This is a genomic window from Pseudoalteromonas maricaloris, assembly GCF_024746855.1.
Lineage (GTDB): Bacteria > Pseudomonadota > Gammaproteobacteria > Enterobacterales > Alteromonadaceae > Pseudoalteromonas > Pseudoalteromonas maricaloris.
Window position 1 is genome coordinate 443,196 of sequence record NZ_CP024625.1, and the last position, 21,558, is coordinate 464,753.

A 21,558-nucleotide genomic window follows, 5' to 3' on the forward strand; every position below is an offset into this window, starting at 1 on the left:
ATTGTGATTAAATGTCGGTATCTTGACGTTAAAATTAGCTAAGTTGCTATTTTCTTATTGTTTTTATAGTTAGTGTACATTTGTGCTAATTTTCTACATTTTGTGCTGGTTTTAGCGTCTTATTTTTTAAGTTTTAGTCATTTTATTTGTGAAATCTTTCTTAAAATTGAGCTTATCTTCTCGGAAAAGTATAGAAAATACCGTGCTAGTGGATAGACCTGATTTTACTTGAATAATGAGCAAAACTCGGTATTGTGTGAATACGGTCGATTAACTATATGTCCTATTGACATACCGCGACAGCAAAGCATATGCGCTTGTTGAGTGGTTGAATGTCGTCGCTCATATAGTTAATCGCACTGTGTGTTGCTGTAACCAGCCTGATAGGTTGCCAACATTCAGAATGCGAACGTTTACCACACTCTCACATTAACTTCGTAGGAAAATATCGCGCCATGACAGATTTTCGTCAACAAGCTCTAGATTATCACGAGAAGCCCGTTCCAGGTAAAATCAGTGTTGAGCTCACTAAACCTGCCGAGACCGTAAAAGACTTAGCACTTGCATACAGCCCAGGTGTTGCAGAGCCAGTACGTGAAATCGCGGCTGATCCGGCGAATGCATACCGTTACACGGGTAAAGGAAATATGGTTGCGGTGATCAGTAATGGTACGGCAATTCTTGGCTTGGGTAACTTAGGTCCTTTGGCGTCAAAGCCTGTTATGGAAGGTAAGGCGCTATTATTTAAGCGTTTTGCGGGTCTTGATTCAATCGATATCGAAGTTAAGCACAACACCACCGAAGACTTCATTAATACGGTGGCAAATATCGCAGACACATTTGGCGGTATTAACCTTGAAGATATTAAAGCGCCAGAGTGCTTTGAAATTGAGCGTGCGCTAATCGAACGTTGTGACGTTCCTGTTTTTCATGATGATCAGCACGGCACCGCAATTGTAACCGCTGCGGGTATGCTGAATGCGTTGGAAATTCAAGGTAAAGATATTCATGATGCGATTATTGTGTGTCTTGGCGCGGGTGCAGCCGCTATCGCTTGTATGGAATTACTGATCAAATGCGGTGCTCAACGTGAGCACATATATATGCTAGACAGAAAAGGCGTGATCCATACTCGCCGTGATGACCTAAATGAATACAAAGAGCTGTTTGCAAACAACACGGATAAGCGTACGTTACAAGATGTGATTGCGGATGCGGACGTATTTGTTGGTGTTTCTGGCCCAGACTTACTTTCTGCTGAAGATCTAAAGTTAATGGCTGACAAGCCAGTGGTATTCGCTTGTTCTAACCCAGATCCTGAGATCAGCCCTGAAGTTGCACACGGTGCACGTAATGATTTGATCATGGCGACAGGTCGCTCAGATTATCCAAACCAAGTAAACAACGTGCTGTGTTTCCCGTTTATCTTCCGTGGTGCGCTTGATGTACGTGCAACCGCTATCAATGACGAAATGAAGATTGCAGCGGTTGAAGCAATTAGAACGATTGCGAAAGAACCTGTGCCTGCTGAAGTGTTAAAAGCGGCTGACGTGGATAGTCTTGAGTTTGGTCCTGAGTACATTATTCCAAAACCAATGGATCCGCGTTTGTTACCTCGTATCGCAAAAGCGGTAGCGGTAGCTGCAATTGAATCAGGTGTGGCACAAATCGATATGCCAGCTGGATATATGGAATAATACCATTGGTATTATCCAAATGAAAAAAGCCTCGATTGAGGCTTTTTTTGTGTCTGTAAGTCCACAGAAAAAGAGTAGTTATCACTCTTCGTTTATTTCTGGGATCTCCAAACCGCGTTCTTCCATTATTTGTCTTACCTCTAACGGAATACGCTCTGGATTATCTTTTCTCAAGTCTTCATCGCTCGGCAGTGGCTGACCTGTGAAGGCATGTAGAAACGCCTCACATAAAAGCTCACTGTTCGTGGCATGACGTAAGTTATTCACTTGGCGACGTGTACGCTCATCAGTTAGCACTTTGAGTACATTCAGAGGTATGCTCACCGTGATCTTTTTTACTTGCTCTGCTTTCTTACCGTGTTCTGCATATGGGTGAATATACTCACCGTTCCATTTTGCCATAATTGTGTACTTGCCTCAGTTACATCAATGCCAATATGACTGGGTTCTGGTCTACATTATTCACCAACCGCATGAATATAGGGATAACCTTACGAATTAAAGATAAATCCCAAACTCAAATAGATGAATAAACTAATCCGCCATAGCGAGATAGAAGAATCTCTGCCATAGTTTTCAATAACTCAGTCGTATTAGCAACGCCTAGAGTGGCGAAATTTTATCGGTTTAAAAAAGATAGTCAAATACTAGTTATTTAGCCATTTAGCGGTATAAATGTTTTGACTTCTAGTTTCTGTTGCTCTAACCTTTTAGACGTCTAAACATCCAACTATCTAGGTGACCTTATGAGTCAAGTTAACAAATCGACGGTTGCAGTGCGTCATGGTATAGAAGCTGATAAAGCACATGGGGCAGTAGTGCCACCGCTTTACCTTTCTACCACCTATTCTTTTGCCGATTTTGATACCAAACGCAACTACGATTATGGCCGCAGTGGTAACTTTAATCGTGATGTGCTTGCACAGGCACTTACCGAACTTGAAGGTGGTGCTCGTGGCATTATTACCGCGACTGGCATGGCTGCCGTTCACCTAGTAACTCAGCTACTTAACCATGACGATACGCTGGTTATTCCACATGACTGTTATGGTGGTAGCTATCGCTTGTTTACATCGCTTGCTAAGCGTGGATTGCTCAAATTAACCGTCTTGGATCTCACACAATCAGAAAGTCTTGCACAGCTGCAGCAGATCAAACCTAAATTAGTTTGGATTGAAACACCAAGTAACCCAATATTAAGGCTAACGGATATAGAAGCTGTCGTAAATGCAGCACACGCTGTGGGGGCTTTGGTCGCCGCCGACAATACCTTCTTGTCTCCGGCACTACAAAATCCCATTGCTTTTGGCGTAGATGTAGTCGTGCATTCAACTACTAAATATATCAATGGTCATTCTGATGTCGTGGGGGGCGCGGTGATCGCGCGTACACAGGAGTTGGGTGATGAGTTAGCTTGGTGGGCGAATAATATCGGTATTACAGGTGCACCTTTTGATAGTTATCTAACCCTACGTGGACTGCGCACCTTAAACGTGCGTTTACGCCAACATCAAGAAAATGCTCAGCTTATTGCGGAGTATTTAGAAAAGTCGCCGTATGTTAGCCAAGTTTATTACCCTGGCCTTGAGTCGCATCCTCAACACGAACTTGCGAAAAAACAACAGCTCGGCTTTGGTGGCATGGTGAGCTTTGATATCAAAGGCGATCTGCAAACATCAGCGAAGTTTTTAACGTCTCTAACACACTTTTCATTGGCAGAATCTTTAGGTGGGGTTGAGAGTCTTATTTGCCATCCAGCGACGATGACACACGCAGGTATGGATCCGCAAGCGCGTTTAGAAGCGGGAGTGGGCGACACGTTGATTCGTATTTCTGTAGGAATTGAAGATGTACAGGATCTCATTGCAGATCTGGAATCAGGATTTGCATGTATTGATGAAAGTCAGGCGAGTGATGATGCTAAGTCATTCAAATTAACGCCTGCACATACAGTAGCGTTGTGGTGAGTAAATGGCAAAAGTAGTACATAAGTTTGGTGGTTCGAGTTTAAGCTCGCCAGAGCGTTATCAGGCGGTTGCCAAGATAGTGTTAGAGCAATGTCAGCTAGGTGACAGTGTTGTGGTTTCTGCTGCAGGAAAAACAACGAATACCCTAGTGAAGTTATGGCAAAGTTTTGAGCAGCAAGATGTTCGCGCATTTAACGATGTTTTATTACAAGTTGAAAATCATCAACGAGAATTAATTGATGCCCTGTTTGTAGGTGAACAACACAGTGTGTTACTCAAACAGCTCGTCAATGAGCTGCAAGCAATCGCTTTAGGGCGAGAAGAACAACATCTTCACTACGCGAGTTTACTTGCACATGGAGAGCTATGGTCGGCTCGTATATTAGCAAACTACCTAAGCTCTCAAGGTGTTGAAGCCAAAGCTATCGACGCTCGTACGTTATTTGTACAACAAGAGGGGGTGTTACTACACGCCCATAACAAAGAAGCGTGCTATCGCGCCATTGATGATCACGCTATCTATATCGTTACCGGTTTTATTGCTGCAAATACACAAGGTGAAACGGTGACTTTAGGCCGAAATGGCAGTGACTATAGCGCAACTTTGTTGGCAAGTTATCTTGATGCGGCTCAAGTATCAATTTGGACGGATACAACTGGTGTATTCAGCACAGATCCACGTAAAGTCGCTAATGCCATAAAATACACTAAGGTATGTCGTGGCCAAGCTGAATTACTCGCACGATTAGGCAATCCGGTACTGCATGCAAAAACGCTGTCTCCACTTAAAGATACCGATATAAAACTACAAGTTCGCAGCAGCTTTGACGCCGATGCACTTGGCACTGAGATAGTAAAGGCAGGCTATAGCAAAGAGAAGCGCTTTATTACCACTTTTGGACAACTTGACCTGTTACGCGTTGAGCAGCTAAAAAGTGGTGAAGTGAAACAGCTAAGCCAGCTTATTCAGCATAGCATTCATCATTTTGTTAAAGGCGGAGAGGCACACTTACTGGTGCCATCTGAGTTTAGCCATGTTGTGATCAAAGCGCTGGATTCGCGAGCCAATATTATTGAGTCGCAAGTACAAGGCTTTGCTATTGTAGCCCCAAGTCAGGATGTTGCTGGGTTACATCAGCAAGCTCTGGAATTATTGGATGAACATGCGATTGTCACCCGTTTTGTGCTGCAAGAGCGCCATTACAGCTTAGTGTTAACCGATCAAGCAATTGATAGCGATCTACTTGCTATATTGCACGAACGTTTGGTGAATAAAGGCAGAGAGCTTGCTGTGATTGTAGCTGGTGTTGGCAATGTGGGTGAAGTGTTCATCGAACAATGCAAAAACCAAGTCGCTAAGCTGAGTGAGCACTTTGATCTTAAGTTGGTTGGCTTACTGCGTTCTAAGCAAATGTTGTTCTGTCCAAGCGGGTTGAATTTAGCATCGTGGCAACAGCAATGGCAAAATGAGGCCATCGAATACAATGAAGCAGAGCTATTCACTCGTATTAAAGAGCTAGATTACGAGCATAAAGTGGTGGTCGATATTACTGCGAGCGAGCGATTCAGTGAGTTGTATCCGCTGTTTGTTGAACATGACTGTCATTTGATCAGCGCCAATAAATATGCCGGCACGGCACAACAAGGTTGGTACTCAAAGCTGCGTCAGCAGTTACAAGAGCGTAACCTGTTATGGCGTTACAATACCAGTGTTGGCGCGGGTCTACCCATTAACTTTGCGTTGGCTGATCTGCAAAATAGTGGCGATGAAGTGGTGAGAATTGAAGGCGTCTTTTCCGGCACTTTATCTTGGCTTTGTAGTCGCTATGATGGTTCTGAAGCATTTTCTGAGCTAGTGCTTGGGGCGCAAGAACTTGGTTTTACTGAGCCCGATCCGCGAGAAGACCTATCTGGCCGTGATATGCAGCGTAAGCTTTTGATCTTAGCACGAGAGTTAGGCATTGAACTTGAGCTTGAAGATATTGAATTAGAAGCGTTAATGCCTGAGTCCTTGAGTGTGGGTTCATGGCAAACGTTTTTAGAAAATCGCCAGCAACTCGATGACTTTTATGCGACACACTATGCGAAGGCCACAGCGAATGACGCAGAGCTTCGTTATACTGGTGCACTTGAAATTGCAAGCAATGGCAAAGTGTCTGCAAAAGTAGGCATTGCACAGGTACCAAACGGCTCGGCAATCGCGAATTTAACACCGGGTGATAATATTTTTGTGATCCACACTAAATGGTATGAACAAAACCCACTGGTGATCCAAGGCCCAGGGGCAGGTAAAGAAGTGACAGCTGCGGGAATACATTCCGATTTATTCTGGCTGACGCAAAATCTAAAATAACTCTTTTAAGAAAATAGATATAATACTACTGGTATAAGACAAAATGCCGATACATTTGTATCGGCATTTCTATTTTAGAATAACTCTTCGTGAGTCGGTAGCGGCGCGGTATCGTCAAACGGTGTGCTGCTATCCGTATCTAATACATATTTGGTTGGCGCTGTACCTTGCTCGAAATATTCAAACCGAGATGTGTAATCGTTCTTACGAGACAAAAGCCCTGTCTTTAAATCAATCCGAGTTGAAATAAGCCCAGGAGGCGGCTCTATTGGAGCCAAAGGCTCATCTTTAAGTGCCTCACGCATAAAGTCTATCCAAGCAGGTTGTGCTGAAATCGCGCCGGCTTCTGCGCCAACAAGTTGATTATTACCAAGGTTAGCGTTGTAGGCCGCACGACCCAAGGATTTACTCGCATCATCAAAGCCAACCCAAACTGTGGTGAGGACATTGCGGTTAAAGCCCGTAAACCAAGTATCTACTGAGTCATTGGTGGTACCCGTTTTTCCAGCAAGGTCACGACGTTTTAACCACTGACCACGCCAGCCTGTGCCGCTCCAACCCGTGTCGTGTTTCCAGCTACCGCCACCCCAGATTGCACTATGAAGCGCATCAGCAATCAGAAATGCGTTTTGCTCCGAAATTACTTGCGGTGCACAGCGCTCAGGTTGTTCTTCCAGCTGCTGCTCGTCGCAGACCAATAACGGCTCTGCCGAACCCAGCTCAGTGCCGAATGAGTCGGTAATTTTATCGATAAAGTACGGCTCAATGAGGTGACCGCCGTTGGCAAAAGTGGCCATGCCGCGCGCCATTTCAATAGGAGTCAGTGCAGCACTACCAAGCGCCAATGACTCACTGCGATTAATATCTGCGTCTTGAAAACCAAATTTAAGCAAATGATCAGCAGCCTTATTTATGCCAACACCTTTGATCAAACGAACAGATACCACGTTTTTCGATTGTGCAAGCGCTCGACGAATACGGATTGGGCCGTTATACACTTCAGGGCTATTCTTCGGACGCCAAGCCACGCCAACGCTTCTGTCCCAATGATTAATCGGGGCGTCATTAAGAATGGTGGCTAGGGTATAGCCATTTTCTAATGCGGATGAATAAATAAAAGGTTTGATGTTTGAACCCACCTGACGCTTAGCTTGGGTAGCACGATTGTATTGGCTAAGCTCAAAGCTGTAGCCACCCACAATCGCCTTTACACGCCCATCCTGCGGGTCGAGTGAGACAAGAGCACTGGATGCCTGTGGCAACTGACTTAACATCCAGCCGTCGTCTTGTTTACGGACAAACACTTGCATGCCCGGCGCGAGGATATCTGCGGTTGTTTTTGGTGGTAAGCTTTGACGCGTCTCACTGATGTATTGTCTGGCCCAACTTAAGCCTGACCATTCCAATGTAATTTGTTCACCGGTCTTTAAGAGCAGGTCGGCCGTTTTTTCTGCAATGTTTAGCACTACAGCGGCTTTTAACGGTCCAATTTCATTGACCTTTTTAAGGCGAGTAATAATGCCTTCATGGCTTAGCGGCGATCCCGTCTCAGCATGCCAATAGGTTTCTTCTGCGCCTCTAAAGCCGTGACGCATATCGTAGGCATGTAAATTATCAACTAATGCATGCTGAGCAGCCTGTTGCATGTCAGACTCCACACTGGTGTAAACTTTCATGCCTGAGTTATAAGCTTTATCAGTACCGTAGCGTTCGACCATATAGGCGCGAACCATTTCAGAAATATAAGGTGCATACAGCTCGATTTCGGCGCCATGGAATTTAGCCGTGATAGGAGCTTGTGTCGCCTCATCATATTCTGCGCGGGTAATATACTTTTCAGCAAGCATTCGTCCGAGCACAACATTCCGGCGCAATTGTGCGCGCTCTGGGTTACGAATTGGATTTAACGCAGAAGGCGCTTTTGGCAGGCCTGCAATCATTGCCATTTCTGCTAAAGTTAATTCTGATAGTGAGCGACCGTAGTAGACTTGTGCTGCTGCACCGATACCAAAGGCGCGATTGCCCAGTTCAATTTTGTTTAAGTAAAGCTCAAAAATTTCATCTTTCGTTAATAGTTGCTCAATATGCAACGCAATAAAGATTTCTTTCACTTTACGAATATAGGCTTTCTCTCTTGTTAAGAAAAAGTTTCTGGCAAGTTGCATGGTGAGCGTACTGGCTCCCTGCTTTTTTTGCCCTGTGGTGATAAGCACTAAAGCGGAGCGGACGATACCTATCGGATCAATGCCGAAATGATCGTAAAAACGGTTATCTTCTGTCGCTAAGAATGCTTTTCGCATGGGAAGTGGAACATCCTGCAAACGTACAGGGATCCTGCGCTTTTCACCAAACTGATTGATGAGTTTTCCGTCTCGTGTAAAGACTTGCATGGGTGTTTGTAGTTGAACATCTTTCAAAACCTCTACACTTGGTATGTCAGATTTGACATAATAATAAAGACTGATAAGTGTCAACACGCCTAAAAGGGTACAAACAAAAACGAATTGTAAAAATCTTTTCAATAATTTCACGGAATTATCCCTAGTTAGACTCCCAATTACAGGTAGACACTGCTAGTATATCTTGATTAAAAAACGATTAATATTTTTGTGTGCTAAATTTTTATGGTACACAGTCTTAAAAGGAAACGGGCGCTTCACATGCTGAGCCAACTACTAAAAAAACAAGCACCTCTGATGATAGGGATCGATATCGGTTCCCATTGTGTCAAAGCGGTGTTGCTGTCGAAGACAAGTTCCAGCTACCGAGTAGAAGCCGTTGCGATTGAACCTATTCCGAAAGGAGCAGTAAATGAAAGGGCCATTCAAGACATTGAAGCGATCGGCAACGCGATAACTAAAATGAAGCGGCGCATTCCAAAGCTCACGCAATATGCAGCAGTTGCCGTATCCGGTCAAACCGTGATTACAAAAGTGATCTTTATGGATGTGTCATTAACTGATGCTGAACTCGAGTCCCAGATAGCGATTGAAGCAGATAGCCTGATCCCTTACCCGTTAGATGAAGTTAGTCTAGATTTTGAAAAAATTGGAGTAAACGAAGCCGATCCGTCAAAAATGAATGTGCTGCTTTCTGCTGCGCGTACTGAAAGCGTGCAAGCACGGGTAGGCGCATTGGAAGAAGCGGGTTTCAAAGCGAAAGTTGTTGATGTAGAAAACTACGCACTAAGTAGAGCTATGGACGTCATTTACCCTGAACTGCCAAATGATGCCTTTGATAAAATCGTAGCAATGATAGATATTGGCGCTGTGCTTACGTTGATAAGCGTTATTCAATCTGGGAAAACGATTTACACCCGTGACCAAGTGTTTGGTGGTGAGCAATATACCAACAGCATTGTTGCTTATTACAACAAAACCTACGATGAAGCGGAACTGGCGAAAACGACGGGTGATTTACCGCCAAACTATACCTTTGAAGTCTTGGCTCCTTTTCAAACTTCTATGCTGCAGCAAATTCGCCGAGCGGTGCAAATGTTTATGACGACCAGTGGTAAAGATCATATTGACTACATCGTGTTGACGGGGGGAACGGCGTTGGTGAATGGCTTAGATAAGCTACTCATTGACGAGCTTGGGATCCACACAATAGTGGCAGACCCGTTTACCGACATGGAGATCGCACCAAAAGTAGATAGGCATGTGCTGCAAAAGCATAAAGCGCAGTTTGCCTTAGCGACAGGCTTGGCATTAAGGAGCTTCTCATCATGCCACATATAAATTTACTTCCTTGGCGCGAGCAGCAAAGGCAAGCATCGCAACAAATCTTTTTGACTATCATTGCGGTGATCATCGCGGCTTGTCTATTGATAATGTACATGCTTGGTAGTTTTTATGACGGCTTAAAAACTGGGCAAGAAATTAAAAACCGCTATCTCGAAAGTGAGATCTCTCAACTAGATTCCCGGATAGTCGCGATTAACGATTTGAATAAGCAAAAAGAAAATTTGCAACGTCGTATTCGGCTGATTGAAGAATTGCAGCTTAATCGTAGCCTTGGCACGCAAATTATCGATGAAATAGCACGAGTAGTTCCGGCTGGGGTTTATCTCACCAGTCTTGAACGGCAAGACAATATGATCAAAGTCATTGGTCGTAGTGAATCAAATAACCGTTTATCGCAAATGCTACGACAAGTTGAATCGTCTTATTTATTAGAGCGACCTGTGATCCAAGGCATAGTAGCCGGTGAGCAAAGTTCAAAATTACTGAGTGATTTTACGATGCATTTTTATGTTAAGTCTCATGAAGACATCCACTTAGCCGATAAAGCGAAGTAGGGCGGAGGCACAGTGCATGAATTTTGACTTAAACAGTTTAAAAGAAATCGATTGGAATGAGCTGGAGCTCGACAACATAGGTCATTGGCCTTTTCCTGTAAAAGTTTTATGTTCCGTTCTGGTGGTTTTATTAATGATGGTATTGGGTTATAACCTGATGGTTTCAAGCTCAATAGACCGTTACGATCAAGCGGTTAAAAAAGAGCAAGAGCTGAGAACGAGCTACCGAATAAAATACGCAAGAGCAAACAATCTAGAGCTATATAAACAGCAAATGATTGATATGGAAGCGCAATTTACAGAGCTGTTGAGACGATTGCCAAGTTCCAACGAAACGCCTGGGTTACTTGATGATCTGACTTACGTTGGTACCTCAAGCGGATTAACCTTCCTAAAAATTGGCTGGATGCCAGAGGTACGCAAAGAGTTTTATACTGAATTGCCTATTAAGTTAGAGGTGATTGGTAAGTATCATGAATTTGGTCAGTTTGTGAGTAAAGTATCTGAGTTACCTCGCATAGTCAGCCTACACGATTTTAGAATCGAAAATGCAGGAAACGGCGAGCTAGTATTTAGTGTTGTGGCAAAAACTTATCGCTATGAGCAAGGAGGTCAGAAATGATCCGGTTAGTGCTCTGCGTAACCACATTGCTGTTCATCTCAGGTTGTAATGATAGTACGGCAGAACAAAAAGAGTTTATTGATCAGGTAAAGGCAAGCTCAACGCCAAAAATCGAGCCTATACCTGAAATGCAAAATTATGAACCGTTTAAGTATAGCGCTTCGGAGTTACGTAGCCCTTTTGTTGCACCGCAGCCTGAAGTAATTGAAAATAAATTAGTTCAAATTAAAAACTGCTTACACCCAGACCCAGATAGAGATCGCTATCCGTTAGAGAAGTTTCCATTGGATAACCTGCGTATGAAAGGCATTATTGCTAAATCAGATGGTCGCTGGGCGCTAATCGAAGCGGCGACACAGGGCTTGTATCGTGTTAAACGTGGCGAATATATGGGTTTGTATCATGGCAAAGTGCTGAGTGTACATGCCGATCATTTAGAATTATTAGAATTGATCCCAGATGGAACGGGATGTTGGAAAGAAAGGCTAACAAAAGTGGAAATGTTAGAAGCGGAACAAGGTGGCACGAGTGAATACTAACAATAACGTTATAAAATCAACCATTAAAAGCACTCGAGCACTGTGGCGTTCTGTGCTCGGTGTTGCCTTAGTTGGCCTTTCGTCAATTGCGCATGCCATTCCTATGTTGTATGACATTCGCTATAACCCAGTGCCAACTGGGGAAACCCAGCTACAACTGGTGTTTGACGAAAAACTCAATACGGAGCCAAAAGTTCGCGTTGTTGGCGAAAGTGCCAGCATTGAATTGTTTTTCCAGCAGGCTGAGTTTGAAGAGAGCTTAAAAGCTTTAAGTATTGATAAAGCTGGTATTCAAGGGATTACCAGTGAACTCAGAGATGGTGGTTTTGTCGTTTCCATCAACATGGATGAGCTGAAGCTATATAAAACCGAGGTTAAGAATAATCTGGTGATAGTGGAAGTATCTAACAAACCGATTGTCTCTGAACAAGATCAAAGTCAAAAAGTCACCGCATTTATCAATCAAATTCAAGCTATCGATTTTCGTCGTGGTGAGAAAGGTGAGGCTAAGGTACTTGCGTTTCTAGAGCACAACCAAGCGGCCATTGATGTACAAGAGCGTGGAGGCAAAATCATTGCGGACTTCCACCATATTGATATTGCGGAAGACCTGCTATACGAACTTGATGTGTTAGATTTTGGCACTGTAGTATCTCGTATCGAGACCTTTAAAGAAGACAATAAAAGCCGCATTGTGATTGAGCCAAATGCGGCATTCAAGTTTACCTATCAACAGCTCGATAACATCTTTACGTTATCAGTTGAGAAAGACGAAGGTAATAAAACCTTTGGCGATAAAAAAGAGTATAAAGGTCAGCCAATCACGCTGAATTTTCAGGATATTCCAATTCGCTCCGTACTACAGATCATCGCCGATACAAACAACTTTAACCTAGTAACGAGTGACACTGTATCTGGCAATATTACCTTGCGTTTAGACGGTGTACCTTGGGATCAGGCGCTTGACGTTGTGTTACGTGTGAAAGGGCTAGATAAGCGTATGGATGGTTCTATTTTGATGGTTGCACCATCAGAAGAACTTGCAGCGCGAGAAGCCAAAGAATTACAAGCGCGCCAGCAAGTGGAAGAGCTAGAGCCATTATATAGCGAATATATTCAACTTAATTACGCAAAAGCGGAAGAGTTTGCTGACTTACTTAAAACCGATATCAATTCTATTATTAGCCATCGTGGTAGTGTGTCCGTTGATAAACGTACCAACACTTTATTGATTAAAGATACCTCGCGTAGCATTGAAAGTGTGCGTCGGATGGTTGAAACCTTAGATGTGCCGGTAAAGCAGGTGCGTATTGAGTCGCGTATGGTTACTGTGGATGATACCGTACAAGAAGACCTAGGCGTTCGTTGGGGCTTTAGCGATCAGCAAGGCAGTGATGCTATCTCTGGTACGCTAGACGGTGCTAATGCGCTATCCAATGGCAATATTCCGTCTTTGGAGAATCGCTTAAATGTTAATTTAGGCGTAAAAGGGGTCCCTGCAGGCAGTATTGGTATGCACATTGCTAAATTGGCGGATGGTACGTTGATTGATCTCGAGTTGTCTGCATTGGAGCAAGAGAACAAGGGGGAGATAATCGCAACGCCAAGCATCACTACCGCTAATCAGAAAAAGGCGCGTATTGAGCAAGGTACAGAAATCCCATACGTAGAGGCCTCGTCAAGTGGTGCTACAACGGTAAGCTTCAAAAAAGCGGTATTAAGCTTGGAGGTGACACCGCAAATCACACCCGATAATAAAATAATTCTCGACTTAGTGATTACACAAGACACTAAAGGTGATACCGTGCAGACGCCGAATGGCCCGGCGACAGCGATCAACACCCAACAGATCCAAACACAAGTACTGGTCGAAAATGGTCAAACTATCGTACTGGGTGGTATTTATCAGCAAGAAGTGAAAACAGCAGTAAGTAAGATCCCAATTTTGGGCGATATCCCATATTTAGGTCTATTGTTTAAGAACTCTCGTGATATTAACGAAAAGCGAGAATTGCTGATATTTGTGACGCCTAAGATCATTCAAGACAGTTTATAGGCCCGTTGACAGTAAAAGTATTACGCTTTTTGCGTGGTTTGACTTGAAATTGTTCACGGATTACTGAGATAATCCCCTCCTTAATTTTGGGGCCAGGTCGTTAGGCGGGGTTTTATTTCAAATTTTAGAGTTCGTTTGTACTAAAAAGATATGGCTGAGAAACGTAATATATTTCTAGTAGGCCCGATGGGGGCTGGTAAAAGCACGATTGGTCGTCACATTGCAGATCAATTACACCTTGAATTTTTCGATTCGGATCAGGAAATTGAGCGCCGCACAGGTGCGGATATTTCTTGGGTGTTCGATATTGAAGGCGAAGAGGGGTTCCGCAAGCGTGAAGAAAGCGTCATCTCTGACCTAACAGAAATGCAAGGCATTGTGTTAGCAACAGGTGGTGGCTCTGTGATCAGCAAAGAAGTGCGCAATAAGTTGTCTGCGCGCGGTATTGTTGTTTACCTAGAAACGCCGATCGAAAAACAGGTAGCTCGTACTCAGCGTGATAAGCGTCGTCCATTACTACAAACCAGTGAAGACTCACGTGACGTACTAGAGCGCTTAGCCGATGAGCGTGAACCACTATATAGAGAAGTGGCAGATCACGTTGTTCGTACGGATGAGCAAAGCGCTAAAGTAGTTGCAAACCAAATTATTGAAAAATTAGATTTCTAATAACAACACCATAGGAGGGAAGCCATGCTTGAATTAAAGGTTGATTTAAACGAGCGAAGCTATCCCATCTTCATTGGTGAACATCTCTTATCAGATGAAGGACGACTTAAACAGTACGTTGGGCAAAGTCGTCCTGTTATCATCACCAACACCACCATAGCGCCTCTATATTTAGACAGTCTGTTAGCGATATTTGACGATCAAAAACCGCTACATTTTGTTATCCCTGATGGTGAACAATACAAATCACTAGAGTGGTTTGAAAAGATCTCTGCCTTTTTGCTCGAGCATAATTGTGGTCGAGATACGTGTTTGATTGCCCTCGGTGGCGGTGTGGTTGGTGATTTGACTGGTTTTGTTGCGGCATGCTACCAGCGTGGTGTTCCGTTTATTCAGATCCCTACGACTTTGTTGTCACAAGTCGATTCGTCAGTTGGTGGTAAAACTGCGGTAAATCATCCGTTAGGTAAAAACATGATTGGTGCTTTCTATCAGCCAAAAGCGGTTTTTATCGACACCAAGACCTTAAGTACATTACCTGCAAGAGAGTTTGCTGCGGGTATGGCTGAAGTCATTAAATATGCGTTGATCTATGATGCATCTTTTCTTGATACATTAACGGATCAGCACCCTCAGCTCAGCGCACTAGATGCTGAAAGCCTTCAACAAGTTATTTATAAGTGTTGTGCAATAAAAGCTGAGATCGTCGCAAAAGACGAAACCGAAGCAGGGTTGCGTGCATTACTTAATTTGGGTCACACCTTTGGCCATGCGATTGAAGCGCAAATGGGCTATGGTAATTGGTTGCACGGTGAGGCTGTTGCTGCTGGAATGATGATAGCTGCAAACTTGGCTTGCCAGCGTGGCGCGCTTAGTACTGCTGATGTTGAAAAGATCCGTCGCGTTATTGCGCTTTATCAATTACCGACAGAAGCGCCAAGCGAGATGACCGCAGCGCAGTTTTTACAACATATGCGCAAAGACAAAAAGAACAAACAAGGCAAAATTCGCTTTATTCTGCCAACGCAACTAGGTCAATGTGCGCTAGTGGATGATGTTAGCGATGAAACCGTGGTAACTCTAATAGGTCGTTAAATGCAGTCGCAAATTTTACCAAGCAGAGCTGCATTGGTAGATAGAATTGCTATGCAATTCGACTATGGCCAAAACCTGATAACCTTAGTCGGCTCTTCGGGTCTTGGTAAAAGCTACCTTGCAGAATCGTTTCTTACCGATAAGTATCCAGACTTTAACAAAGCGTTTGTAAAGCTAACTGCAAATACTCAAGAGTTTGATGTAGTGCGGCAACTGCTTGAGCATAGCTTTCGCAGTCCTCTCATTGATCAGAAGTTATCTCTAAGTGAAAATTTCATGTTGCTCCACGATGAACAAGCTTGTGGACCATGCTTATGGGTGTTAGACAACGTTAGGCATTTAACCCAAGAGCTTGCGGAACAACTACAAAAGCTCGCAAAATCTTCTCGCGAAACAATTTACATACTCGCTACGGCGCAGCAGCCTCAGCTGATCCCTGAAAGTTTGGATATTCATATCGAGCCTTTATCTATGCTTGAAAGCAAGCGTTTGATGAGCATGTTTTACAAAGACTTACCGCCTGATGAAGATCCTATTTTTAATACGTTTGTTGCTGAAGCTCGGGGTAATCCGAGTGTTTTACTTTCTTGGCAGCCGCAGCAACAGAGCCTGAATTTACGTGAACAAAGTTCTAAAGTGGGTAGCAAATCACAATGGCAATGGTATGTCATTGCGCTTTGTTTGATACTGACCGCGTTAATGGTTGCTTTAGTGTATAAGCAAGAATTAAAACGATACTGGACGCCAACTCAAGATAATGAAGAAACCGTCGCTACTGCTATTGATGCGCAAGCTGTGTTTGAAGCGCCAATTACTACAGTTGAAAAAGTTGAAGTTGAAAACAACGTACAACCAGAGTTGCCAGCCGAAGCGCCAACGCAAATTGAAACCGCACCTGTTGGTAGTATTTTATCTGCATTAACTGAAGCAAAAGAAGATACTATAAACAACAATAACGCACTATCAGAGCAAGCGAATGAAGCTGAAGAAGCCAATGTTGGTAGTACTCTGGCCACTTTATCGCCAGTAAAAGAGCCTCAGTACGCAGAGCCTGAACCATTGACGGGAAACCCTTGGTATCTCAGTCGTTCAGATGATGAATGGGTGATCCAGTTACTTGCTGTGACAGAAAGTGAGATTGCAGCTGGGTTTATGGCGGAGCATAACGAGGTGGTGACACAGCAGTTTACTGTCTTAAGAAACGGCCGAACTTGGTTTGTGGTTACAACTGATGCTTATGATAGTTTGGCCTCAGCGAAGCAAGCAAAGGCGGTATTGCCTGAGGCGCTACGAAAAGGTCAGCCATTTTTTAAGAGAATGAGTAAAATTAAACAAGAAATTACTCAGTCTCTCGGTAATTAGCCACATTTAGTGTAAAATCGCGCAACCACTCACGACATAGAACGAGCATGCAACAAAAGACTAGAGCCTTCTTAAAATGGGCAGGCGGAAAATACAGCTTAGTAGAAGATATTTCTAAGCGCCTACAAGCAGCAAGTAATGAAGCCGACACGCTAGTAGAACCTTTTGTTGGAGCGGGATCTGTTTTCCTTAACACTCAGTTTAAGCATTATGTCTTAAATGACATTAACGCTGATCTTATCAACCTGTATAAAGAGTTGAAGCGTATTCCTGATGAATTTATCAGTGACGCTAAAAGGCTATTCGTCGAGCTGAATAACCACCCAGATGCTTATTACGCGTATCGACAACAGTTTAACGAAAGCATTGATGTGTATGAGCGTGCGATTCTATTTCTATATATGAACCGCCATGGCTACAATGGTTTATGTCGTTATAACTTAAAGGGGATCTTTAACGTCCCTTTTGGTAAGTACAAAAAGCCTTACTTTCCAGAGCGTGAGCTATATGTGTTTGCTGAAAAGGCTCAACAGGCTACTTTTACCTGTCAAAGTTACAGCCAAGTATTTGAAACTATGCCAAAAAATGCGGTAGTGTATTGCGATCCACCGTATGTGCCTCTGAGCAAAACAGCATCATTTACTAGCTATGCAAAAGGTGGCTTTAACTTAGATGACCAAGCGCAATTGGCGAATCTTGCGGAAACCGCGGCTTTTGAAAAACAAACGCCAGTGTTAATCTCCAATCACGATACGGTATGGACACGAAAGATTTATAATCAAGCGAAGCTAGATGTGATCAAGGTGAAACGTACAATTAGCCCTAAAGGTAATGGGCGGAATAAAGTTGACGAACTAATGGCGTTATATCACCGTCCGTAATTTGCTGCGGCATAAAGGACTAAGCCAAAACCACACCATTCACAAACCAAATTAAGCCAATGACAAAGGCGGCGACAAAAACGATGCCTGCAAAAGCAAACGGCCAAAAATGCTTTTTGTTAAAGTCATATGCTTGTTTTTGACCACTCTGCACACCAAACATTGCTGCACAGACACTTTGAACTAATGCGAATTTACTATTGGAAGAAGCCATAGTGTTTACCTCTTACCAGTTGATTGGCTCAACTGGTATTAGTAAGGAGATGAAACTTTACTACTGCTTTGATTGTCTTTAGAGCCAAGTAATAGCTCAAGCAAATCCAAATAATGGAATTGGCCACTCGAACTACCGCCAGTCAACCACGCAGCCCAACTGGTGTGCGCTTCTTGCTGACATTCCACTGCATTTATTCGACTGCTTAAATTGCCAGTGCTACAAGTGCATGCGGAGTAATTTGCGGCAAGACTTTCATCATTGTCGAAAGAAAATACCCCTGCCGACACGGCTAATACCGTCCCAAGCAGAGCAATCCGTGCTTTATATCTAGAAACCATAACCCTATCCCCAGAAGTTAGATATCACATAATGATACACAATGTTCGTTTATTGCACAATCATAAAGCGCCTTAAATCGCAGACATTTTGGGCAATTTACGGTACAGTATCGCGGTCTTACGTTTAGGGGAAAAGTATGTCTGATTTTTTAATTGCACCATCCATTCTATCCGCAGATTTTGCGAGGTTAGGCGAAGATGTTGAAAAGGTACTGACAGCAGGTGCCGACGTGGTTCATTTCGATGTAATGGATAATCACTATGTGCCAAATTTAACTTTTGGTCCAATGATTTGTGACGCATTAAGAAATTACGGAATTACAGCTCCTATCGACGTACACTTGATGATAAAGCCTGTAGATAGTTTAATTCCCGAGTTTGCTAAAGCCGGAGCGAGCATTATTACATTTCACCCAGAGGCCAGCGAGCATATAGACAGAAGCCTTGCGCTGATTAAAGAATCAGGTTGTAAAGCTGGCTTGGTATTTAACCCAGGCACACCGCTGCATTATCTCGATCATGTGATGGATAAAATTGATCAAATCCTCTTGATGTCGGTAAACCCTGGTTTTGGCGGCCAAAGTTTTATCCCACATACACTTGAAAAATTAAAAGAAGCGAGAGCACGCATTGACGCGTCCGGTCGCGATATTCGTCTTGAAGTGGATGGGGGGATTAAGGTGGACAACATTGCTGAAGTTGCAGCTGCCGGTGCAGACATGTTTGTTGCGGGTTCCGCTATCTTTAATCAACCCGATTACAAAGCGGTAATAGACGCCATGCGTCAAGAATTAGCAAAGGTAAAATAATGCGTTTTGAGGGTATTTTATTTGACCTCGATGGCACGTTAGTTGATAGCGTCGAGGATATGTACATGGCGCTCAATTTAACGCTGTCTGAGCTTGCTCATCCAATTGTTAGTCATGCTCTGGTGCGTGAGTGGGTAGGTAACGGCATCGATATGTTAGTAAAAAGAGGCCTAAGCGGTAGCCATGAAGTTAGCGAAGAGCTATCCGAAAGTTTAGCGCACACCGCCATTGAGCGTTTTAAAGTGCATTATGATGAATTAGTTGGTCAGTATGCAGGTTTATATCCGCATGTTGAGACGGGGTTATCTGCATTTGCCGCAGTGCCAAAAGCCATCGTGACCAATAAAAATCGTGCATTTACGCTAAAGCTGCTAGATAAATTAAATCTCACATCGCATTTTGATTGTATCGTCTGTGGTGATGATACTGACAAAAAGCCATCACCAGCTCCGCTATTGCTGGCTGCCGAGCGTCTTGGTATACCAGCGGATAAGCTTATTATGGTTGGAGATTCTAAAAGCGATATTTTGGCCGCTCAGGGCGCTAAGATACCTGTGATTGCGCTAAATTATGGGTATAATCAGGGATTCGATTTGAAAGAGTTCAATCCACAGTACCTTTGTGATGGATTCTTAGATATTATTCCCATTATCAATCAACGTTAATTCAATGAAGAAATAAAGGAACGACATGAGTAAACCTGTAGTATTAAGTGGTATTCAGCCAACCGGTGGTATGACAATAGGCAATTACGTAGGTGCCATTAACCAGTGGCTTAAACTACAAAACGATCATGATTGTTACTTTATGTTGGTTGACTTGCATGCCATTACGGTTCGCCAAGAGCCACAGCAACTACGCGATCGCGTATTAGACGGCGTAGCACTATATACCGCTTGCGGCATCGACCCAGATAAATCGTCACTATTTGTACAATCACAGGTTCCTGAGCATGCACAGCTAGGTTGGGTACTGAACTGTTATGCACAAATGGGTGAATTAAACCGCATGACGCAGTTTAAAGATAAGTCAGCAAAGCACGCCAATAACGTAAACGTTGGCTTATTCGCCTATCCAGTATTGCAAGCTGCGGATATTTTATTGTATCAAGCGGATCAAGTACCGGTTGGTGAAGACCAAAAGCAGCACCTTGAGTTGACCCGCGATATCGCAACGCGCTTTAACAATCTGTATGGCGATGTCTTTAAGATCCCAGAACCTTATATTCCAGAGTTTGGCGCTCGTGTTATGAGCTTGCAAGATCCGAGCAAGAAGATGTCAAAATCAGACGAAAACCCAAATGGTTTTGTGATGCTGTTGGATGAACCTAAGAAGATAGAGAAAAAGCTGAAAAAAGCGGTAACGGATTCAGATGAGCAAGCACGCATTTACTTTGATCGTGTTGAAAAACCTGGTGTATCCAACTTACTGACTCTACTTAGTGTTGCAACTAAACGCTCAATTGAAGAGTTAGTGCCAGAGTACGAAGACAAAATGTACGGCCATTTGAAGAAAGACACTGCCGATGCGGTAGTGAATATGCTTGAGCCTATTCAAGCGCGCTTTAAAGAAATCCGTGAAGATCAAACTCTGCTGAACGAAATCATGAAAAAAGGTGCGGAAAAAGCAAGTATTCGTGCCGAAAAAACGCTTAAAGCTGTGTATGACGCCGTCGGTTTTATTCCTCGCGGTTAATAAAACACAAAGAAAGACACCATTTATGGTGTCTTTTTGTATTACAAGGGCCTATTGCCCCTTGGTTTAAAGCAGATACTAGATATAAGAAAACCCTCCTGTTGAGTTCGTGATAAAATAGACTTATAACGAACATCTTTACCCTAGTGGCGAATAGGCTGCTTGGTTCTTTTAGTGGTACCTACATGCTGTTGATGATTGATAACTATGATTCCTTTACCTACAACCTAGTGCAGTATTTTCAGCGCTTAGACGTGGACGTGCTGGTAAAGCGGAATGATGAAATCAGCGCCTCACAAATCAAGCAGCTTAATCCCAAATATGTTGTGCTATCTCCTGGCCCTTGCAGTCCTGATGAAGCGGGGATCTCGCTTGAAGTCGTAAAACGTCTACAGGGACAAATCCCTATTCTTGGCATTTGCCTTGGTCATCAAACTATTGCACAAGCTTTAGGTGGTAAAATCATTCGAGCAAAACAAGTGATGCATGGTAAAACGTCGCAAGTGCACCATAACAATATGGGTGTATTTCAAGGTCTGCCATCACCATACGAAGTATGCCGCTACCACTCTTTAGTTGTTGAGCAAAGTAGCTTACCAAAATCTCTAGCCGTAACGGCTTGGACACAGACGCAAGAAGGTGAACGTGATGAAATTATGGGACTCGTAGCATCCGATAGAGCACTAGAAGGCGTGCAATTTCACCCAGAAGCTATCCTCACTGAACACGGCTTAGCATTACTTGATAACTTTATAAAACGCTTCTAAAGTTTAAACAAATCCAACAGAGTTTCGCCTAGGTGTTATATATCCATATTTGCCGCGCTTTTGTTGGTTAGACTAGGGTCTAGTTTTTGATACATAACTTTTTGATTCTATTGTGCGCAATATCAAATCATAATATTGCTTTTACTGGTATAATGTTAATCAGTAAGACGATTCTGTGAGTGCTTAACTCA

The 21,558-nt window shown here is 43.4% G+C and carries 20 protein-coding genes; 16 read left to right on the forward strand and 4 right to left on the reverse strand.

Going from position 1 to position 21,558, the window contains the following annotated elements; all coding sequences use genetic code 11:
* The first annotated feature begins 455 nt into the window (after positions 1-455).
* Positions 456-1,697: a malic enzyme-like NAD(P)-binding protein gene (locus tag CTT31_RS01775; protein WP_069020522.1), complete on the forward strand. Its 1,242-nt coding sequence runs from the start codon at positions 456-458 to the stop codon at positions 1,695-1,697.
* Between the two features lie 81 nt (positions 1,698-1,778).
* Here the strand turns inward: CTT31_RS01775 and metJ are convergent, their stop codons facing one another.
* A complete protein-coding gene (gene metJ, locus CTT31_RS01780) occupies positions 1,779-2,099 on the reverse strand; it encodes a met regulon transcriptional regulator MetJ (protein WP_010368921.1) in 321 nt (106 codons plus the stop codon).
* 344 nt (positions 2,100-2,443) lie between these two features.
* Here metJ and metB point away from each other — a divergent pair, with 344 nt between their 5' ends.
* Complete coding sequence (gene metB, locus CTT31_RS01785; RefSeq protein WP_260491843.1) at positions 2,444-3,664, forward strand: cystathionine gamma-synthase; 1,221 nt, start codon at positions 2,444-2,446, stop codon at positions 3,662-3,664.
* A 4-nt stretch (positions 3,665-3,668) separates the two neighbouring features.
* Complete coding sequence (gene metL / locus CTT31_RS01790; protein WP_260491844.1) at positions 3,669-6,017, forward strand: bifunctional aspartate kinase/homoserine dehydrogenase II; 2,349 nt, start codon at positions 3,669-3,671, stop codon at positions 6,015-6,017.
* 74 nt (positions 6,018-6,091) lie between these two features.
* Here the strand turns inward: metL and CTT31_RS01795 are convergent, their stop codons facing one another.
* A complete protein-coding gene (locus tag CTT31_RS01795; RefSeq protein WP_260491845.1) occupies positions 6,092-8,548 on the reverse strand; it encodes a penicillin-binding protein 1A in 2,457 nt (818 codons plus the stop codon).
* A gap of 129 nt (positions 8,549-8,677) precedes the next feature.
* Between CTT31_RS01795 and CTT31_RS01800 the strand changes: the two genes are divergently transcribed.
* The 9 genes from CTT31_RS01800 (at position 8,678) to CTT31_RS01840 (ending at position 17,541) form a co-directional block, all read left to right on the forward strand.
* On the forward strand, positions 8,678-9,757 hold the full coding sequence (locus CTT31_RS01800; protein WP_039494021.1) for a pilus assembly protein PilM: 1,080 nt from the start codon (positions 8,678-8,680) through the stop codon (positions 9,755-9,757).
* Positions 9,745-10,317, forward strand: a complete 573-nt coding sequence (locus tag CTT31_RS01805) for a PilN domain-containing protein (RefSeq protein WP_211859108.1) — start codon at positions 9,745-9,747, stop codon at positions 10,315-10,317. The genes CTT31_RS01800 and CTT31_RS01805 overlap by 13 nt, the downstream gene beginning before the upstream one ends.
* 16 nt (positions 10,318-10,333) lie before the next feature.
* Positions 10,334-10,939 carry a type IV pilus inner membrane component PilO gene (locus tag CTT31_RS01810; protein WP_010607059.1) on the forward strand — a complete coding sequence of 202 codons (606 nt, stop codon included), beginning with the start codon at positions 10,334-10,336 and terminating at the stop codon, positions 10,937-10,939.
* Entirely contained in the window at positions 10,936-11,478 is a 543-nt protein-coding gene (locus CTT31_RS01815) for a pilus assembly protein PilP (protein WP_211859109.1), read from the forward strand. The genes CTT31_RS01810 and CTT31_RS01815 overlap by 4 nt, the downstream gene beginning before the upstream one ends.
* A complete protein-coding gene (locus tag CTT31_RS01820) occupies positions 11,468-13,534 on the forward strand; it encodes a type IV pilus secretin PilQ (RefSeq protein ID WP_260491846.1) in 2,067 nt (688 codons plus the stop codon). The genes CTT31_RS01815 and CTT31_RS01820 overlap by 11 nt, the downstream gene beginning before the upstream one ends.
* A 150-nt stretch (positions 13,535-13,684) precedes the next feature.
* On the forward strand, positions 13,685-14,203 hold the full coding sequence (aroK, locus tag CTT31_RS01825) for a shikimate kinase AroK (protein WP_010607062.1): 519 nt from the start codon (positions 13,685-13,687) through the stop codon (positions 14,201-14,203).
* A gap of 24 nt (positions 14,204-14,227) precedes the next feature.
* Positions 14,228-15,298: a 3-dehydroquinate synthase gene (gene aroB, locus CTT31_RS01830; protein WP_211859111.1), complete on the forward strand. Its 1,071-nt coding sequence runs from the start codon at positions 14,228-14,230 to the stop codon at positions 15,296-15,298.
* On the forward strand, positions 15,299-16,660 hold the full coding sequence (locus CTT31_RS01835; protein ID WP_260491847.1) for an AAA family ATPase: 1,362 nt from the start codon (positions 15,299-15,301) through the stop codon (positions 16,658-16,660).
* Between the two features lie 47 nt (positions 16,661-16,707).
* Positions 16,708-17,541, forward strand: a complete 834-nt coding sequence (locus CTT31_RS01840) for a Dam family site-specific DNA-(adenine-N6)-methyltransferase (RefSeq protein ID WP_010368897.1) — start codon at positions 16,708-16,710, stop codon at positions 17,539-17,541.
* Positions 17,542-17,560: 19 nt separating this feature from the next.
* Here CTT31_RS01840 and CTT31_RS01845 read toward each other — a convergent pair whose 3' ends face one another.
* A complete protein-coding gene (locus tag CTT31_RS01845) occupies positions 17,561-17,755 on the reverse strand; it encodes a DUF2970 domain-containing protein (RefSeq protein WP_010368896.1) in 195 nt (64 codons plus the stop codon).
* Positions 17,756-17,793: 38 nt separating this feature from the next.
* Positions 17,794-18,096 carry a hypothetical protein gene (locus CTT31_RS01850; RefSeq protein WP_010368894.1) on the reverse strand — a complete coding sequence of 101 codons (303 nt, stop codon included), beginning with the start codon at positions 18,094-18,096 and terminating at the stop codon, positions 17,794-17,796.
* A 137-nt stretch (positions 18,097-18,233) separates the two neighbouring features.
* On the opposite strand from CTT31_RS01850, the gene rpe reads away from it, so the two are divergent.
* The 4 genes from rpe to CTT31_RS01870 all read left to right on the forward strand — a co-directional run bounded on the left by rpe (position 18,234) and on the right by CTT31_RS01870 (position 21,367).
* A complete protein-coding gene (gene rpe / locus CTT31_RS01855; protein ID WP_010368892.1) occupies positions 18,234-18,905 on the forward strand; it encodes a ribulose-phosphate 3-epimerase in 672 nt (223 codons plus the stop codon).
* Positions 18,905-19,570 carry an HAD-IA family hydrolase gene (locus tag CTT31_RS01860; protein ID WP_211859113.1) on the forward strand — a complete coding sequence of 222 codons (666 nt, stop codon included), beginning with the start codon at positions 18,905-18,907 and terminating at the stop codon, positions 19,568-19,570. The genes rpe and CTT31_RS01860 overlap by 1 nt, the downstream gene beginning before the upstream one ends.
* Before the next feature lie 25 nt (positions 19,571-19,595).
* Positions 19,596-20,600: a tryptophan--tRNA ligase gene (gene trpS / locus CTT31_RS01865; protein WP_039494036.1), complete on the forward strand. Its 1,005-nt coding sequence runs from the start codon at positions 19,596-19,598 to the stop codon at positions 20,598-20,600.
* Positions 20,601-20,785: 185 nt separating this feature from the next.
* On the forward strand, positions 20,786-21,367 hold the full coding sequence (locus tag CTT31_RS01870; protein WP_211859114.1) for an anthranilate synthase component II: 582 nt from the start codon (positions 20,786-20,788) through the stop codon (positions 21,365-21,367).
* The last annotated feature ends 191 nt before the right edge of the window (positions 21,368-21,558 follow it).

Excerpts from the sequence above, each read along its gene's own strand:
- CTT31_RS01775 (WP_069020522.1), top strand. The coding sequence starts at position 456 with ATGACAGATTTTCGTCAACAAGCTCTAGATTATCACGAGAAGCCCGTT.
- metJ (WP_010368921.1), bottom strand. The coding sequence starts at position 2,099 with ATGGCAAAATGGAACGGTGAGTATATTCACCCATATGCAGAACACGGT.
- metB (WP_260491843.1), top strand. The coding sequence starts at position 2,444 with ATGAGTCAAGTTAACAAATCGACGGTTGCAGTGCGTCATGGTATAGAA.
- metL (WP_260491844.1), top strand. The coding sequence starts at position 3,669 with ATGGCAAAAGTAGTACATAAGTTTGGTGGTTCGAGTTTAAGCTCGCCA.
- CTT31_RS01800 (WP_039494021.1), top strand. The coding sequence starts at position 8,678 with ATGCTGAGCCAACTACTAAAAAAACAAGCACCTCTGATGATAGGGATC.
- CTT31_RS01805 (WP_211859108.1), top strand. The coding sequence starts at position 9,745 with ATGCCACATATAAATTTACTTCCTTGGCGCGAGCAGCAAAGGCAAGCA.
- CTT31_RS01810 (WP_010607059.1), top strand. The coding sequence starts at position 10,334 with ATGAATTTTGACTTAAACAGTTTAAAAGAAATCGATTGGAATGAGCTG.
- CTT31_RS01815 (WP_211859109.1), top strand. The coding sequence starts at position 10,936 with ATGATCCGGTTAGTGCTCTGCGTAACCACATTGCTGTTCATCTCAGGT.
- aroK (WP_010607062.1), top strand. The coding sequence starts at position 13,685 with ATGGCTGAGAAACGTAATATATTTCTAGTAGGCCCGATGGGGGCTGGT.
- aroB (WP_211859111.1), top strand. The coding sequence starts at position 14,228 with ATGCTTGAATTAAAGGTTGATTTAAACGAGCGAAGCTATCCCATCTTC.
- CTT31_RS01835 (WP_260491847.1), top strand. The coding sequence starts at position 15,299 with ATGCAGTCGCAAATTTTACCAAGCAGAGCTGCATTGGTAGATAGAATT.
- CTT31_RS01840 (WP_010368897.1), top strand. The coding sequence starts at position 16,708 with ATGCAACAAAAGACTAGAGCCTTCTTAAAATGGGCAGGCGGAAAATAC.
- CTT31_RS01845 (WP_010368896.1), bottom strand. The coding sequence starts at position 17,755 with ATGGCTTCTTCCAATAGTAAATTCGCATTAGTTCAAAGTGTCTGTGCA.
- CTT31_RS01850 (WP_010368894.1), bottom strand. The coding sequence starts at position 18,096 with ATGGTTTCTAGATATAAAGCACGGATTGCTCTGCTTGGGACGGTATTA.
- rpe (WP_010368892.1), top strand. The coding sequence starts at position 18,234 with ATGTCTGATTTTTTAATTGCACCATCCATTCTATCCGCAGATTTTGCG.
- CTT31_RS01860 (WP_211859113.1), top strand. The coding sequence starts at position 18,905 with ATGCGTTTTGAGGGTATTTTATTTGACCTCGATGGCACGTTAGTTGAT.
- trpS (WP_039494036.1), top strand. The coding sequence starts at position 19,596 with ATGAGTAAACCTGTAGTATTAAGTGGTATTCAGCCAACCGGTGGTATG.
- CTT31_RS01870 (WP_211859114.1), top strand. The coding sequence starts at position 20,786 with ATGCTGTTGATGATTGATAACTATGATTCCTTTACCTACAACCTAGTG.